Annotated in this window: 15 protein-coding genes; 11 read left to right on the top strand and 4 right to left on the bottom strand. The window is 66.5% G+C overall.

Going from position 1 to position 16049, the window contains the following annotated elements; genetic code table 11:
- The first annotated feature begins 233 nt into the window (after positions 1–233).
- Positions 234–869, top strand: a complete 636-nt coding sequence (locus tag ACIPUB_RS19245; protein ID WP_407608852.1) for a GNAT family N-acetyltransferase — start codon at positions 234–236, stop codon at positions 867–869.
- A 132-nt stretch (positions 870–1001) separates the two neighbouring features.
- Here ACIPUB_RS19245 and ACIPUB_RS19240 read toward each other — a convergent pair whose 3' ends face one another.
- Entirely contained in the window at positions 1002–1883 is an 882-nt protein-coding gene (locus tag ACIPUB_RS19240; protein WP_407608851.1) for a helix-turn-helix transcriptional regulator, read from the bottom strand.
- A 173-nt stretch (positions 1884–2056) separates the two neighbouring features.
- Here ACIPUB_RS19240 and ACIPUB_RS19235 point away from each other — a divergent pair, with 173 nt between their 5' ends.
- The 9 genes from ACIPUB_RS19235 to ACIPUB_RS19195 all read left to right on the top strand — a co-directional run bounded on the left by ACIPUB_RS19235 (position 2057) and on the right by ACIPUB_RS19195 (position 10917).
- Positions 2057–3325 (top strand): MFS transporter, encoded by a 1269-nt coding sequence (locus tag ACIPUB_RS19235; protein WP_407608850.1) that lies wholly within the window; start codon positions 2057–2059, stop codon positions 3323–3325.
- A 5-nt stretch (positions 3326–3330) separates the two neighbouring features.
- The gene (locus tag ACIPUB_RS19230) at positions 3331–3705 is read left to right on the top strand and encodes a nuclear transport factor 2 family protein (protein WP_407608849.1); all 375 of its coding nucleotides are present in this window, start codon (positions 3331–3333) and stop codon (positions 3703–3705) included.
- 174 nt (positions 3706–3879) lie between these two features.
- The gene (locus tag ACIPUB_RS19225) at positions 3880–4911 is read left to right on the top strand and encodes a zinc-binding dehydrogenase (protein ID WP_407608848.1); all 1032 of its coding nucleotides are present in this window, start codon (positions 3880–3882) and stop codon (positions 4909–4911) included.
- Positions 4912–4929: 18 nt separating this feature from the next.
- Positions 4930–5805, top strand: coding sequence for an aldo/keto reductase (locus tag ACIPUB_RS19220; protein ID WP_407608847.1), 876 nt, complete (start codon positions 4930–4932; stop codon positions 5803–5805).
- 62 nt (positions 5806–5867) lie between these two features.
- The gene (locus tag ACIPUB_RS19215) at positions 5868–6647 is read left to right on the top strand and encodes an SDR family oxidoreductase (RefSeq protein ID WP_407608846.1); all 780 of its coding nucleotides are present in this window, start codon (positions 5868–5870) and stop codon (positions 6645–6647) included.
- Between the two features lie 76 nt (positions 6648–6723).
- A complete protein-coding gene (locus tag ACIPUB_RS19210; protein WP_407608845.1) occupies positions 6724–7680 on the top strand; it encodes a zinc-binding alcohol dehydrogenase family protein in 957 nt (318 codons plus the stop codon).
- A gap of 104 nt (positions 7681–7784) precedes the next feature.
- The gene (locus tag ACIPUB_RS19205; RefSeq protein WP_407608844.1) at positions 7785–8675 is read left to right on the top strand and encodes a helix-turn-helix transcriptional regulator; all 891 of its coding nucleotides are present in this window, start codon (positions 7785–7787) and stop codon (positions 8673–8675) included.
- Positions 8676–8833: 158 nt separating this feature from the next.
- Positions 8834–10234, top strand: coding sequence for an MFS transporter (locus ACIPUB_RS19200; RefSeq protein WP_407608843.1), 1401 nt, complete (start codon positions 8834–8836; stop codon positions 10232–10234).
- Complete coding sequence (locus tag ACIPUB_RS19195; RefSeq protein ID WP_407608842.1) at positions 10231–10917, top strand: flavodoxin; 687 nt, start codon at positions 10231–10233, stop codon at positions 10915–10917. Before ACIPUB_RS19200 ends, ACIPUB_RS19195 begins: the two co-directional genes overlap by 4 nt.
- A gap of 53 nt (positions 10918–10970) precedes the next feature.
- Here the strand turns inward: ACIPUB_RS19195 and ACIPUB_RS19190 are convergent, their stop codons facing one another.
- Genes ACIPUB_RS19190 through ACIPUB_RS19180 form a run of 3 tightly spaced genes read right to left on the bottom strand, consistent with a single transcriptional unit; the run spans position 10971 to position 14490 of the window.
- The gene (locus ACIPUB_RS19190; RefSeq protein ID WP_407608841.1) at positions 10971–11750 is read right to left on the bottom strand and encodes an IclR family transcriptional regulator C-terminal domain-containing protein; all 780 of its coding nucleotides are present in this window, start codon (positions 11748–11750) and stop codon (positions 10971–10973) included.
- A gap of 26 nt (positions 11751–11776) precedes the next feature.
- Positions 11777–13618, bottom strand: coding sequence for a bifunctional sugar phosphate isomerase/epimerase/4-hydroxyphenylpyruvate dioxygenase family protein (locus tag ACIPUB_RS19185; protein ID WP_407608840.1), 1842 nt, complete (start codon positions 13616–13618; stop codon positions 11777–11779).
- Entirely contained in the window at positions 13618–14490 is an 873-nt protein-coding gene (locus tag ACIPUB_RS19180) for a shikimate dehydrogenase (RefSeq protein WP_407608839.1), read from the bottom strand. The genes ACIPUB_RS19185 and ACIPUB_RS19180 overlap by 1 nt, the downstream gene beginning before the upstream one ends.
- Before the next feature lie 166 nt (positions 14491–14656).
- On the opposite strand from ACIPUB_RS19180, the gene ACIPUB_RS19175 reads away from it, so the two are divergent.
- Positions 14657–16018, top strand: coding sequence for an MFS transporter (locus ACIPUB_RS19175; RefSeq protein WP_407608838.1), 1362 nt, complete (start codon positions 14657–14659; stop codon positions 16016–16018).
- Positions 16019–16049 lie beyond the last annotated feature (31 nt).

Genomic DNA, 16049 nt, shown 5'->3' with positions numbered 1-16049 from the left:
AGCTGGAGCAATTCCAGTGGTTCATGCGATCCCACCTGGAAAACAGCGAGGGCCAACTGTCCAACCGGGACGCCAACACCGAGAAGGGCGCAGCCAAGAAGGCCAAGTAGCCCGAGCCGCCCTTCGTTCGCGCTGTGCCCCTTGACCGGCGAATGCGGCACTGGCAGTCTCGAAGGCAGGGAACCTGCCGAATCCCGGCGGGCCCACGCCACAGTCCGCGGGAGTGCTCGTCAATGGAAACCAACCAGGAAACCACCAAGAGGGCAGACCTGCGCATCGTTCCGGCGAACCAGGCCAGCAACGAGGACCTGGAAAAGATCTTCGGCACCCGGGGCGATGCAGGGCACTGCCAATGCCAGTGGTTCCAGAATCCCGGAAAAAGCTTCTACATGCTCACCGATGAGGAACGGGTCCATCGGTTGCGCACCCAGACCGCGTGCGGGCATCCCCAGGCGACAAACACCAGCGGGTTGGTCGGCTACCTCGAGTCCGAGCCCGTCGGCTGGTGCGCCATCGAACCGCGCACCGCCTACCCGCGACTGCGCACCTCGAAGGTCCCGTGGAGCGGACGCGACGAGGACAAGGACAGCCAGGACGTCTGGGCTGCTGTCTGCTTCGTGACCCGCACCGGCTACCGGCGCATGGGTGTCAGCCGGGCCATGGCCGTCGCGGCGGTGGACTTCGCCCGTGACCGCGGGGCCAGCGCCGTGGAGGGCTACCCAATCCTGCTGCCCGAGGGGAAAAAGGCCATGTGGGGCGAGATGTACGTGGGCAGCCGGTCCATCTTCGAGGAAGCCGGATTCACGGCGGTCAGCCATCCGACCCCGCGTCGGCTGGTCATGCGCATCGACTTCGACAATGGACACTAGCCGCCAGTTTATGGCCTACTTCCTTCCAACCCGATGCCGCGCGCAGCCCGTAAAGTCTCCCCCGCCGGGCCCGTGGGATGCGGGACCCCGGCTGCGGGGGGCGTGTGTAGGCCGGGCGGCCCGGCGAGCGCGCTAGGTCGTTTTCCGGCTGTCGGCGCGCTCCGTGTTCTCCAACGTCGCCGCCCAATTGGAAAGCAGCTGCAGGGAGTCATGGGACGGGGATTGCGGTTCCGCGCTGAAGACGACGAGCCGCAACGTGGGATCCCCTTCAAGGGTCATCACCTCGAAGTCGAGGGCCATCTCGCCCACGGCCCGATGGTGGATCCGCTTCGAACCGCTCTTGTGCTGGTGGACGTTGTGGGCCGCCCAGCGGATGCGGAACTCATCGCTGCGCGTGGAAAGTTCACCGATGAGGTCCGTCAGCTGGCGATCGTGCGGGTCCCGTCCCGCTTCGGCACGGAGGATGGCCACGATGTCGTTGGCCGCCTGCTCCCAGTTCGGTGCGAACTGCCGTCCGCGCGGATCAAGGAAGGTGAATCGCGCGTGGTTCGCCGGCGGCGTCGGGGTGTCGAACTGGTCAAAGTACAGTGCCCTGCCCATCCGGTTGGCCGCGACGATGTCCAGCCTGCCGTTCTGGATGACCGCGGGAAGCTCCCCCATGGCGTCGAGCATGCGCTGAACCGCCGGGCGGATATTCGTCGGCGCTGGACGATGCCGAGCGGGACGCACCTCGGTGCTGGAAGCCCGCATCAAATCACGCAGGTGACGTTCCTCGACATCGTCGAGTTGCAGGGCCCGGACCAGGGATGCCAAGACGCTCTCGGAGACGCCCTTGAGGTTTCCGCGTTCGAGTCGACCGTAGTAGTCGACGCTGACTTGGGTCAGCATCGCCACCTCTTCACGACGCAGTCCGGGCACCCGCCGCCGGCCGTACGATGCCAGGCCCGCCTGCTCGGGGGTGATCTTGGCCCGCCTGGATGTCAGGAACTGTTGGATGTCGTCTCGGCTGCTCATATCTATCCACGATAGTTCGCTGCGGGCCACCCATCCATGCACTGGCAGTGCATGGATGGTCAATGCATGGCCCAGGCGTGCCTGTTGGGCCCTCAACCTTCCATGGTTTTGTAGAGGCAGAAGGCGACAGAATCGCCGACCAGACCAGAAAACACCCACCCTGAAGGGTCCCCATGACTTCCCCCACAGCCGTACGCGGCATTGCGGAGGGCACCGCCTCGGACAAGTTCCCCTGGCTGCCCATACTCGCCCTCGGATTCGCCGGCTTTCTCGGACTCACGGTCGAGCTCAGCCCCGCTGGCCTGCTGAACGCCATCGCCACCGATCTTGAGGTGAGCCTGGCGGCCGTCGGCACCATGACCACTTTCTTCGCGCTGGGCAACGCGCTCCTCGTGCTGCCGCTGACTGCCTTGGCCATGCGCTTCGGGCGGCGCACGGCACTGGTTTCGGTGATGGCGGTCTTTGTCATCAGCAACCTGGTCGTCGCGGTGGCGCCCTCGATCTTTGCCGCAGACATCGGCCGCTTCATTGGTGGCGCCTCCTTCGCGGTGCAGTGCGCGCTGATCCCCGCGGTCGCCGTCCGCATCGCCGGACCACGCCACGCCGGACGGGCGATGTCCGTCGTGCTGGGAGCAAACACGCTGGGCATGGCCTTGGGAGCGCCGATCGCGTCGCTGGTCGGCGTGGCCGTCGGATGGCGTGTCACGTTCATTGTTGCCGCGGGCGTGGCCTTGCTCGTCGGGGTGATGCTCTGCCTCACCGTGCCGCAGATCAGGAGCGCAGCCGAGGGACGTGTCTCCATACTTGAGGCCGCACGGCTTCCCGGTGTCGTGCGGGTGTGCCTCGGGTGGGCCCTGCTGATGGTCGGGCACTTCGTCGTCCTCACCTACTTCGACGCATATCTCAAGCAGCTCGGAATCCCTGCCTACGTCACCGGCATCTCCCTGTTCGTCCTGGGCGCCGGAGGCATCCTGGGCGTCATCCTCATCGGCAGGATCGCGAAACGATCGGTTCCAGCGGCACTCGTCGTGGCCCCGGCGGCCGTCGTGGTTGCCCTTGGCATCCTGGCCACCGGCACCGGTTCGCTTCCCGTGGTCCTGGCGGCCGTTGCAGTGTGGGGCGTCGGCTTTTCCGGGACAATCCTGATCTCCCAGCAAACGATCCTCCTGCTCGGACGGCGCGCACCCGAAACTTCCATGAGCATCGGCATCCTCCTGGCCCAGGTCGGGTTCGCCCTGGGCGCCACCATCGGCGGCCTTGCCGTGACCTACCTCGGCATCGCAACTATCCCGCTCGTGGCGGTTCTCTTCGTCCTGGGCGCGGTTGCCGTGGCCTTCTCGCTGCGCTCGAGCGTACTGGGGGCCGGACGGGAACAGGAACACGAAAACCGGACCCCGGGAGAAAGCCCCGCAGCTCCATCGCAGAATCCGGCCATGCGATGAGACCAATGAATGATTCGACGGCAGAGGCCGCGATCCGGCAAGCGAACACCGACGAGAACCTTTGGATGGTTGCCGCACGCGTCGATAAGCTCGAAGACCTTCTTGCCGAAACGTTCGTGCTCGTGCACATCACCGACTACCGCCAGCCCAAGACCGAATGGCTGGAACACATCCGCTCGGGCCAGATGGTTTACCACGAGATCATCGAGCAGTCGGTGACGGTGGAGATCAATGGAACCAGGGCCCTGCTGGTCGCAAGGAACCTCGTCGACGCAACCATCTGGGGCTCCAGGGCCGTCTGGCCGCTGCAGATGACCACGACCTTCGTAGAGGACGACAGCGTGTGGAAACCGACGTTTTCACGTGCCACCACCTTCTGACCACGCGGACCGCCCGCGCCGGGGAAAAACTGGACGCCACCGGCTTTTCCCGCAGCGCGATGCGGCACCGGGATGCGGGGTACTGCGAATACCCCGATCAACGGGGACTCCCACGATGAGCAGTGCCGGTATTGACTGGAAACGGACCACTAACCTAGGCAAGGATCCGCAAGCATGCGAGCTACATTGATGTACGGCGCCGGAGACGTGCGCGTCGAAACCGTCCCCACCCCCACCATCCGGCAGCCCACCGACGCGATCGTGCGCATCACCGCCGGCTGCATCTGCGGCAGCGACCTGTGGCCCTACGCATCGAAGCCCGAAAACTCCGAGGGCTCGCGCATGGGTCACGAATTCGTCGGCATCGTGACCGAGCTCGGCCCCGAGGTCACCGGCCTGGGAATCGGCGACTTCGTCATCGCCCCGTTTGTCGCCTCGTGCGGCACCTGCGACTTCTGTCTTGAGGGCCTGCAGACCTCCTGCCGCCACGGTGCACACTGGGGCGGTCCCGACGATGGTGGCCAGGGCGAATTCGCCCGCGTGCCACAGGCCTCCGGCACCCTCGTCAAGGTCGCCGGGGGCTTTGACGAGTCCTTGCTCCCCTCGCTGCTGAGCCTCTCCGATGTCATGTCCACCGGATACCACGCCGCCACGAAGGCGCGCATCAAACCCGGCCAGTCCGTCACAGTGATTGGCGACGGAGCGGTGGGACTCTGCGCGGTGATCTCGGCCAAGCTCATGGGAGCCGGCCGCATCATCTTGATGGGCCGCCACGAAGTGCGGACCAACCTCGGCCGCGAGTTCGGGGCCACCGACGTGGTGGCCGAGCGCGGCGCCGAGGGCATCGCCAAGGTCAGGGAACTGACCAACGGCGATGGAACCCACGTGGTGCTCGAGGCCGTCGGCCTCAAGCCCGCACTCGAGATGGCCATCGGCGTCATCCGCGATGGCGGAACCATCAGCCGCGTCGGGGCCCCGCAATTCCCCGAGGTGCCGCTGGGGTTCGGCGATTTCATGCGGAACATCACCCTGACCGGAGGTGTGGCACCGGCCCGCTCCTACATCGAGGAACTGCTGCCGCTGGTCCTTGACGGAACCATCAATCCGGGAAAGGTCTTCGACCGCACCGTCACCCTGGACGAGGTGCCCGCCGGCTACCGGGCCATGGCCGACCGCCAGGCACTCAAAGTACTCGTCCGCCCCTAACGACTTAGGAGAACAACCATGAAGATCACCCTCAACAACGGGGTTTCCATGCCCGCCATCGGGCTCGGCGTCTACCAGACCCCGCCCGAGACCACCACGGATGCCGTCGCCACCGCCTTGGAAACCGGCTACCGCCACATCGACACCGCGGCCGCGTACTTCAACGAGCGCGAGGTCGGCGAGGGCATCCGCCGCTCCGGCGTTGACCGCTCCGAGATCTTCATCGAGACCAAGGTGTGGATCAGCGACTACGGCTTTGATGAGACCCTTCATGCCTTCGAGAAGAGCGCAGGCAAGCTCGGCGTTGACACGTTGGACCTGTTTATCCTCCACCAGCCGCTGTCGGTTGAATTCGACAGGACGATCGCCGCCTACAACGCACTGGAGCAGCTGCTGGCCGACGGTGCCGTGCGCGCCATCGGCGTCAGCAACTTCATGCCGGACCACCTGGCGGCGCTGCGCGAGGCCACCACGACCGTCCCCGCGGTCAACCAGATCGAGGCCCATCCGTACTTCACCCAGCCCGAGGTCCGCAAGGTGAATATGGAGTCCGGCATCCTCACCCAAGCCTGGTCCCCGATTGGTGGCATCACCTCCTACCGCGGCGACGCCACCAGGAGCACCTTCAACGACCCCGACATCCTTTCCATCGCCGAGGCGCACGGCAAGTCCGCGGCCCAGGTGATGTTGCGCTGGCAGCTGCAGCTCGGACACTCCGTCATCCCGAAGTCTGTCCGCCCCGAGCGCATCGCCGAGAACTTCGACGTCTTTGACTTCGAACTTACCGGGGAACAGATGAATGCGCTGGCGGGCCTCGAGACCGGAGAGCGCGGCGGACCCGATCCGGACTCGATCACCCTGGAGGCCTTCGGGCGGGAGATCCCCGAAGCGTGAACCACACAGGTTCGGTGGCGGCTGCCACGAAAATGAAGACGGCAACAGAAGGAGAGAGCACCATGGAACAGAGCACACCCAGGCACCGCACCGTCCTGGTGGTTGGAGCCACCGGAAGCGTCGGTCGCCACGTGGTTGCCGAGGCCGTCCGGCAGGGCTACGACACCCGGGCCCTGGTCCGAAATGCGGGGCAGGCCGGCCGGCTCGACCCCGCGGCAGAACTTGTGGTCGGCGAGCTAACGAAACAAGACACGCTGGCCAAGGCGGTCGCCGACATCGACGCGGTCGTCTTCACCCAGGGATCGACCTACGGGGATGCCAAGGCCGCCGAGGCAGTGGACTACGGGGCCGTGAAGAACGTGCTGGCGGCGCTGGAGGGCCGACGCGTGCGCATCGGGCTGATGACCTCCATCGGCGTGACGGTTCCCGGTGGCACACACGACTGGAAGCGCCGCGGCGAACGCCTGGTGCGGGCCAGTGGCAACCCCTACACGATCGTGCGCCCTGGATGGTTCGACTACAACGACGCCACCCAGTTGGAGATCACCCTGTTGCAGGGTGATGACCGCCGGGCCGGCAGCCCGGCGGACGGGGTGATCGCCAGGCACCAGATCGCCCGCGTGCTGGTTGACAGCCTCTCCAGTGATGTCGCCGAGAACCTGACCGTTGAGCTGGTGGCCGATCACGGAGCTGCCCAGGACGACCTGGATCCCGTTTTTGAAGCCTTGGAAAAGGATCCGGCCGATTCCCTGGACGGGGTTCGGGACCGCGCCAACATGCCCGTGGAAAAAGAACCCGAGCGTGTGCGCCGCGACCTGGCCGCGCTGAAGGGCAACAACTAGTGGATTCAGGGCCGCGCACCGTAGGGTGGGCGGCCTTGGCATGTCCAAGACCACTGCGAAGACGAAGGAACCACTTGTGAGAACGACGATGAACGTCCTATTGACCGGGAACAACCTCGCGCTGCGAGCCGGGGAACGTCCAGTTCCCGTGCCCGGGTCCGACCAGCTACTGGTGCGGACCCGGGCGCTCGCGTTGAACAACGCCGATCTGGCCCACGGCGGGGATGAACGCATCGCCGGCTACGAATTCAGTGGCGAGGTCATCGGCGTCGGGTCGGGAGTGGATGCGGGGCTCGTCGGAGCCCGCGTCGCGGGAACCACGCCCGCCGCATTCGCCCAGTATGTCGTGGTCCACCACCGCCACGTCATAACGATTCCCGAGTCCGTGTCCTTCGAGGATGCGGCCAGCCTGCCCACGGCCCTGCTGACCGAGTCGGGGGCCCTGTCCGTGGCCGGCGTCGGGGCCGGCGATTCGGTGTTGATCACCGCCGCGGCCTCCGGCATCGGCCTGATCGGGGTGCAGCTCGCCCGCCTCATGGGTGCGGCGCCGGTGATCGCCACCACCCGGTCCGCGCACAAACGGGCACTGCTCGAGCGGATCGGCGCCGACACCGCCATCACCACCGGCGAGCAGGACCTCGTCGCCGCGGTGCTGGAGGCAACCGCTGGCCAGGGCGTTTCCGCGGTGCTGGACCACGTGGCAGGAGAGATGATCGCCGCAGTCGTGCCGGCCACCCGCCTCGGCGGGAAGATCATCAGCGTCGGCCGGCTCGGCGGCTCCGAGGCAACCGTTGACCTGTACGCACTGGCCGCGCGCCAGGCCACGTTGCAATCGGTCTCCTACGGTTTCACCCCGCCGGAGACCATCGGGGATCTGCTGGCAGCCCTCGAGTCCCGGGTGCTTCCGGCCCTGGCCGACGGCCGCATCAAGGCAGTGGTGGATACTGTGCTGCCGTTTGCGGACGCTGCATCGGCCGTGGAACGCCTGGGCAGCGGGCAGGCGTTGGGCAAGATCGTGCTGCGGATGCCATAGTCGTTTCGGAAGCCCCCGGTGAGCGCCTTTCGAGGGGTGACCCTGCCGGGCAGGTACTGGCAGGGCCTGTCTCGGTGAACGGCACCGGCGTAAAGTTGCGAGCTATGGATCCCCGCGATGAAATACGAGAGTTCTTGTCTTCGCGCCGCGCGAAGATCACCCCGGAGCAGGCGAAACTGCCCGCCTACGGCGGAAACCGCCGGGTCGCCGGGCTGCGGCGCGAAGAGGTGGCAATGCTTGCCGGAGTGAGCGTCGACTATTACACGAAGCTCGAGCGCGGAAATTTCGGCAGCGTCTCCGAAGGCGTGCTCTACTCACTTGCCCAGGCGTTGCAGCTGAATGAGCCGGAGCGCGAACACCTCTTCCACCTCGCATCCAGCTCGGCAACCATCAAGCCGGGGCGGCGGCGCACACCGTCCCAAACGGTCCGGCAAGCGGTGCAGCGCGTTGTCGACGGACTCACCGATGCGCCTGCGTTCGTGCGCAACAGCCGCCGGGATCTCTTGGCCGCGAACGGACTGGGCCGGGCGCTGTATTCCGAGCTCTACGCGGATGCCGACGCGGGCGGAACCGTCAACACCGTGCGTTACCTTTTCCTCAACGACGGTGCCCGAGAGTTCTTCCGCGACTGGCCAAAAGCGGCTGCCGACATCGTCGCCAACCTGCGCACGGAGATCGGCCGTGATCCCCACGACCAGTCACTGACGGAACTCATCGGAGAGCTCTCTGCCAAGAGCCGGGAATTCGCCGCGCTCTGGGCGGCTCACGACGTGAGGTACCACGACACCGGCTCCAAGGCCCTTCACCACCGGATGGTTGGCGACCTGGACCTGAGCTTCGAGGTCATGGATTTACCGGCCGACGTTGGCCAGTCCCTGATCGTCTACGGTGCCGAGCCGGGTTCGGTGACCGAGGAGCGGCTGCGGCTCCTTTCCATATGGGCCGCGACGAACGAGCAGCAGGCGAAAATCGAGGAAGCCGACATCAACCGGTAGCCTCCGGCCGGCGGTTTGCCGAGGGAGGTACTGGCAATACCTTGAATAACAGCCACTTCCTGATGTTTCCGATCCGCGGTGGACTTGTGGGTATGGAATCGACAAAAACATCTGCGAAGCCGGTCGGCCGAGCGTCGGACACCGGGAGCCACAACGGAATGGTCCTCGCGATCGTGCTCGTCAGCTACTTCATGATCGTCCTGGACAACTCAATCATCTTCACCGGCCTGCCGCAGATCCAGGCCAGCATGGATCTCTCCCCGGCGGCCATGGCCTGGGTGCAAAACGCCTACACGCTGGTGTTCGGCGGGCTCCTGCTCCTCGGGGCGCGTGCCGGGGACCTGCTGGGTCGCCAACGGGTCTTCGTGGCGGGGCTTGTGCTGTTCGGCCTGGCCTCGTTCCTTGTCGGTACCGCCCAGAACGAGGTGTGGATCATCGCGGCCCGCACCTTCCAGGGCATCGGGGCCGCCATCGTCGCCCCGGCATCGCTCTCGCTGATCACCGCGTTGTTCCCGGCCGGTCCGGAGCGCTCCCGCGCCGTGGCCGCCTACGGGACCACTGCCGGACTTGGCGCGAGCCTCGGTCTTGTCGCCGGCGGCGCGTTGGCCGACTGGATCTCCTGGCGTGCGGGGTTCTTCATCAACGTTCCCATCGCAGCGCTCATGATCATCGCCTCCTGGAAATTCCTTCCGGCCTTCCCCGCCGTGCGCGGCCGCTTCGATGCGGCCGGCGCCATCACCTCGACCCTCGGAATGGGCGCCCTGGTCTATGGCATCATCAATGTCGCCGAACAGGGCTGGAGCGCTCCGCTCACGATCGGGTCCCTGGTCCTGGGCGCGATCGTGCTTGCAGTCTTCGTGCTCAACGAATGGCGTGCCCGGCAACCAATCATGCCGCTGCGCCTGTTCCGCAGCCGGGAACGGACCGGGGCGGCCATCGCGCGCCTGTTCTTCGCCGGCGCCATGATCGGTTTCTTCTTCTTCACCACCCAGTTCTTCCAGGGCGTCTACGGCTGGACCCCGCTCCAGGCCGGTCTGGGCTTCCTGCCGATGACCATTCTCCAGTTCATGTCCTCCCTGTTCGTGTCGCGGCTGGTGGGAAAATTCGGCAACGCCGCCTTGCTGGTCGCGGGCTTCGCCCTGGTGCTGGGCGGCATGGGCTGGATCTCCCGGCTCACGGCCGACACGCCCTTCATCGCCGGCGTGGTGGGCCCGCTATTGGTCATCGGGCTCGGACAGGGCCTGGCCTTTGGCCCGCTCACCTCTGCCGGCATCGCCGGCGCCCTCCCTCAGGACGCGGGTGCGGCGTCCGGCCTGGTGAACACCGCGCACCAGCTCGGCAGCACCCTCGGTGTCGCATTGCTGACCTCGGTGGCCGCCGGAGCGAGCACGCTGGAGGGCAGGGTCGTGGATGCCTACGCGGGAGGCACCGTGATGCTCGCCGTCGCGTTGGTGGCCGCGATCGCGCTCATCCTCCCCGCCGAACTGGCCGGCCGGAAGCGCACGGCAACAAGCGGCACTCGGCAATCAGCCCGCGTATCGATCGGAGACAAACCATGAAAGAGAACCCCAACCGGCGAACCCTGCTCAACGCCGGGATGCTCGGAGGCGGCGCGCTGATTGCCGCACTGGCCGGATGCGCGCCGGAAGGCCCGACCGGTAACAGCCGTCCCGCAGCGGACCAACCGTCCCGGACAACGACTGCTGCGGAAGAAACCGGCACGAAAACCCTGCTCGCCTACTTCTCGCGGGCCGGCGAGAACTACTTCTACGGCGGACGGCGCATCCTCGAGGTGGGCAACACCGAGGTGTTGGCGACGATGATCGGGGATCGAATCCCCTGCGACGTGTACCGGATCGAGGAAGCGCTCCCCTACCCGGAGTCCTATGACGAAACGGTCTCACGCAATGCCCAGGAACAACGCGCAAATGCCCGGCCCCCGATCGCGAACCCGCTGCCGGATGTGAGGCGGTACGACACGGTGCTGATTGGCAGTCCCGTCTGGAGCGTACGGGCACCCATGATCATCTCCACCTTCCTCGAGGGTGTCGGCCTCGCTGGCAAAACGGTCCTGCCCTTCGTCACCTACGCGGTCAGCGGCATGGGCAACATCGAAGACGACTATCGGGGTTCACTTCCGACTTCCGAGGTCAGGCCCGGGTTGGCGGTACGCGGCGAGGAAACCTCCGCGGCCGCACCCATCCTCGAGGACTGGCTGCGGCAATCACGGCTCATCCGGTAGGAAACCCTCGGGAGGGTTCGGTGGAGTCAGACGGCGGTTCGGTGGAGCAACGCCTAGTTGCGCGCCGCGGTGCGCCCGCCGAAGTCATCGGCGATGTCGTTGGCGACCTTGCGCATCAGGGGCAGCATCTCATCGGTGATCGAGGTGGAGCCGATGCGCCCGGGCTGCACCGAGACGTTCAGCGCGCCGAGCAACTGCGCGCCCCGGTAGACGGGAACCGCCAGGCCGCGCAACCCGTCATCCAGCTCCTGGGCGACCAGGGACCAGCCCTGCGCATGCACGGTTTCCAACTCGGTACGCAGGTCGTCGATGCTGGCGACCGTCCTGGAGGTGAAGCTGGTCAGCTTGGCGTTGGAAAGGAACTCCTCGCGCGCAGCCTCCGGCAGCTCGGCCACCAGCACCCTGCCCATGGAGGTGGCCCAGGCCGGGAGCCTGTTGCCGATGCTCACGTTCATGGAGTGGTGGCGCGGGTTGCTGATCCGCTCGACGTAGAGGATGTCCTGGCCATCGAGCACGCACAGGGCAGTGGTCTCCGAAAGCTCGACGGCCAGGGACTGCAGGTGCGGCCGCGCGACCTGGGGCAGGGTCAGCCCGGAGAGGTAGGAAGCCCCGATGTCCAGCACCCGCGCTGTCTGCCGGTAGGAGTTGCCGTCCGCTTCCAGGTATCCCAGGTCCACCAGGGTGAGCAGAAATCGGCGGGCAGCTGCACGCGAGACGCCGATGGCCTCGGCCACCTGGGTCACGGTCAGCAACGGGTGCGCGGCATCAAAGGCCAGCAACACCGCCAGCGTCTTTTCCGCCGACTTCACATAGTAGTCAGGCTGCTCGGCCATGGCTCACCACTCCCCTTGTTCTGGTTCTAGTACGTCGTCAAGCGGTTGCGTTCGAATTGCGCGGCCAGTCGGACCGGCGCGTTGGGTGCCCCGTAGCCGTCGTAGCCGCCGCGGCGCTGCACGACCTCAAGGAACATCGAGCCCACGGTTTCGGTGTAGAAATGCAGGAACTCGCCGCGCTCGTCGCGGTCGTAGAGCAGGTTCAGTTCCTGCAACTGCGCCAGGGTTTCCCCATCGAGCCCGAACCGTGCCGCCAGGTCTTCATAATAGTTGTTCGGCACGGCCAGGAATTCCATGCCCGCGGCCACCGCGCGGCGGGCCAGCGCGATGATGTCATCGGTGTGCACCGCAATGTGCTCGGGATAGCCCGGGGCGCGGTCGCGGGTGTCTTCCAGTCCATGCGGCACGATGTTCAGTGCCAGGCGCACGGCGCCGTCTTCGGTGCGCAGCACCTGGGAGCGGACCAGGCCCATGGGGCTGGGGACCTCGGTGCCCGGACGGGCGGAAAGGTTCAGCGTGGAGGTGTAGAAGAGGACCGATTCGTCGAAGGCCTGCCAGGGCTGGGCCAGGTTGACGTGGTCGATGCCGGTGATGGCCCCGGTGTCCGCGGGCTTGCTGCCGTCGCCGAATTCGGCGGCCCAGGCGGGCTCGTCCGCCGTGGTCCCGAAGAACACCTCGGTGGCATCCGGTGCGGTGAAGCCGTGCAGCGGCGCCTCGCCCACGGTGTGGTGGCGCGGGACCGCAGGGGCCTTCAACGCGGTGGCCCGCATCGTGCCCAGGGCCGCGTCGGGGACCTGGATGCCGAAGCCGGAGACCTCGGCGGTGATCCCGCGGCTGCGCTGGGTGTTGATGATGATCCGCGCGTCCCCCGCGCTCCAGAGCGTGACGGGCTTGCGACGGTGCTGGCCGCGGAAGGTGAAGCCCAGCTGGGCCAGCATCCCTGCCACGATTTCCGGGTCCTCGGTGCGGATCTCGGCGTAGTCGAAGCCCGAAGGCTCCTGGGCGCCGGGCAGGGCGGCGAGCCCCAACGGGTAGTCAAGTGCACCTGCACCCAGGTGCGCGGCGGTCTTGTCCTGCAGCCAGATCAGCGAGCGCATCCCGTCCACGGCGGTGCGCTCGACGTTGGACTGGCGGAAGACGTCGTTGAAGATCTCCAGCGAGACGATGCCGTCATAGCCGGAGCGGACCAGGTGCCCCATGAAGGCGTCCAGCTCGAAGCCGCCCTCGCCGGGGAACACACGGTAGTGCCGCGACCAGGAGAGCACGTCCATGGACAGCACCGGGGCGTCGGCCAGCTGGACGAAGAAGATCTTCTCCGCCGGGATGTCCGCGATGCCCGCCGGGTCGTCCCCGCGCGAGAGGATGTGGAAGGAGTCCAGGCAGAGGCCCACGTTGGGGTGGTCGACCAGCTCGACGATCCGGTAGGAGTGCTGGTAGGTGTTCACGAACTTGCCCCAGGCCAGGGCCTCGTAGGCGATCTTCACCCCGTGTTCGGCGGCAAGTTCGGCCAGGGCGCGGATCTGGCTGGCGAAAAGTTCGTCGTCGTCGATGGTCGCGGTGCCCACGTTGGAGCACAGCAGCATGGTGTCGATGCCCAGCCGGCCCATGAGCCGGAACTTGGCCTCGGCGCGCGCCAGGTTGGCCCGGAGGGTCGCCTCGTCCACGCCCTCGAAGTCGCGGAAGGGCTGGAAGAGGTCCAGGGTCAGGCCCAGGCGGTCGGCCAGGGCGCGGACCTCTTCCGGGGACATGGGTGAGACGGTGAGGTCTTGCTCGAAGATCTCGATGCCGTCGAAGCCGGCCTTGGCGCAGGCGAGCATCTTCTGCTCGAGGGTGCCGGAGATGCAGACGGTGGCGATGGAGGTGCGCATTAGAGGCCCGCCTCCAGCATTTCGAGCAGGTGGTTGCGCATCCGGGCGGTGTCCGGGGCGGTTCCGGTGATGATGCCAAAGGCGTCGACCGCCTGGCCCACTGCCATGTGCCCGCCGTCCAGGGTGCGGCAGCCCAGGGCCCGGGCCGCGGTGATCAGTTCCGTGTCCACCGGCCGGTAGACCACGTCGGCGACCCAGTGCCCGGGCGTGAGCCCACTGATGTCGAAGGGCAGCCCGGGGTGGTGGTGCATGCCCACGGGGCTGGCGTTGAGCACGCCGTTCACGCGCGGCAGCAGGACCGGGACCTGGTCGAAGTCGCAGGCCAGGATGGTGGCTTCGGGGAACTGCATGGCCAGCGTCGCGGCGCGTTCGGCGGCGCGAGTGGCCTCGGGGTCCACCAGCAGCAACTCCTTGACCCCGGAGTCCAGCAGCGCGTAGGCCACCGCGGAGCCGGCCCCGCCGACGCCCAGCTGCAGCACCGAATCCAGCGCGGCTCCCGGCAGTCCGTTGGCCAGGGCCCAGGAGAAGCCGGAGGCGTCGGTGTTGTAGCCATGGAACTTGCCGTCCTTGATGACTACCGTGTTCACCGCGCCGATGGCGCGGGCCTCGTCGCTGATGTCATCGAGGTGCTCGAGCACCAGCTGCTTGCAGGGGTGGGTGATGTTGAAGGCGTTGAATCCCAGCATCGCCCCGGCGCGCAGCAGCTCACCGACCTCGGTGGCGTCCTTGCCGATCTCGGCCAGGTCGACGGGGCGGTAGAGGTAGCGCAATCCGTGGGCGTCAGCCTCGGCCTCGTGCATGGGCGGGGTCAGCGATGGCATGACTCCGTCCCCGATCAGGCCTACAAGGTACGACTGCGTGCTGGTGCTCATGAATATTCCAGTCCTTGAGATTTTTCGCGGGAGGATTGTCTTGCATGTGATTTAGCTCTACTCTAGTGGTTGTACGCAATTCGTACAACCGTACGCTTTGCGCACACAGATCTCGCAGAAACGTTGAGTTCCCCCTCAATTTTCCCGTCACACCTAGGAGTACCCGATGCCAAAGACGATCCAACCACCGGCGCAGGACGCGCCCGGCACCGGGGGCAGGACGCCGGTCAAGGCCGCCCTGGCCAGCTTCATGGGTAGCGCCGTGGAATACTACGACTTCTTCATCTTCGGCTCCGCGGCAGCGCTGATCTTCCCGCACGTGTTCTTCCCCGACGCCGGCGCCAATGCCGCTGTCATGTCCCTGGCCACCTTCGGCTTCGCCTACGTGGCACGCCCCATCGGTGCGGTCATCCTGGGCCACTACGGGGACCGGATCGGGCGGCAAAAGGTCCTGATGTTCACCCTGGTGCTCATGGGCGCGGCCACCTTCATGATCGGCTGCCTGCCCACCTTCGACCAGGTCGGCTGGCTGGCCCCGGCGCTGCTGGTGTTCGCGCGCCTGCTGCAGGGCCTCTCAGCCGCCGGCGAGCAGGCCGGCGCCTCCTCGCTGACCCTGGAACACGCACCGGATGACCGCCGCTCCTTCTTCACCTCCTGGACGCTCACCGGCACCCAGGGCGGGCAGATCCTCGCCGCGCTGATCTTCATTCCCGTGGTGGCAATGCCCGACGAATTCAAGTTCGGCATCGGCTGGCGCATCCCGTTCTGGCTCTCGGCCGTGGTCGTCATCGTCACCTTCTTCATCCGCCGCTCGCTGCACGAGACCCCGGAGTTCGAGGAAGCCAAGAAGAACAACGAGATTGCCAAGCTGCCCCTGGGCGTGCTGATCCGCTTCCACTGGCGCGACGTGCTGCGCGTGGTTTTCTGCGCCTTCATCGCCGCGGTGTCAACCGTCTACGGCACGCTGGCCATCTCCTACGGCAAGTCCATCGGCAACATGGACGAGTCGGTCACTCTGTGGCTGGTGGTTGCCGGCAACATCGGCGCGCTGTTCACCCAGCCGTTCTTCGGCAAGCTGGCAGACAAGATCGGGCGCAAGCCGGTGTTCATCTACGGCGCCCTGGCCTCGGCTGCGTTCATGCCGTTCTACCTGCGCTCCATGGAAACCAGCAACACCGTGTTGCAGTTCGCGCTCTCGCTGCTGGTGTTCTCCTGCGCCTACGCAGCGACCAACGCCGTTTGGCCGTCCTTCTATGCCGAGATGTTCTCCTCCCAGGTCCGTTTCTCCGGCCTTGCCATCGGCACCCAGCTCGGCTTCCTGATGGCGGGCTTCGCCCCGTCCATCGTGGCAGCCTTGGGCGGCCTGGAGGCCGGCGGCTGGGTGGTCATCAGCCTCTTCACCGCCGCGATCGCACTGATTGCCTCGGTCTCGGCGCTGACCGCCAAGGAAACCTACAAGGTGCCCACGCACCTCTTGGGTCGCACCGCGCACAAGGTGGAGAGCGCTTCCGGCGCACACGTGCAGTAATACACCGCACGCCACGACCAGGGCCCCGGGG

It is taken from the genome of Paeniglutamicibacter sp. ORCA_105 (assembly GCF_045798545.1).
In the GTDB taxonomy this organism is placed as follows: Bacteria; Actinomycetota; Actinomycetes; order Actinomycetales; family Micrococcaceae; genus Paeniglutamicibacter; species Paeniglutamicibacter sulfureus.
Note: the sequence above shows the minus strand (reverse complement) of the source record. Positions and strands in the feature narration are given on the sequence as shown.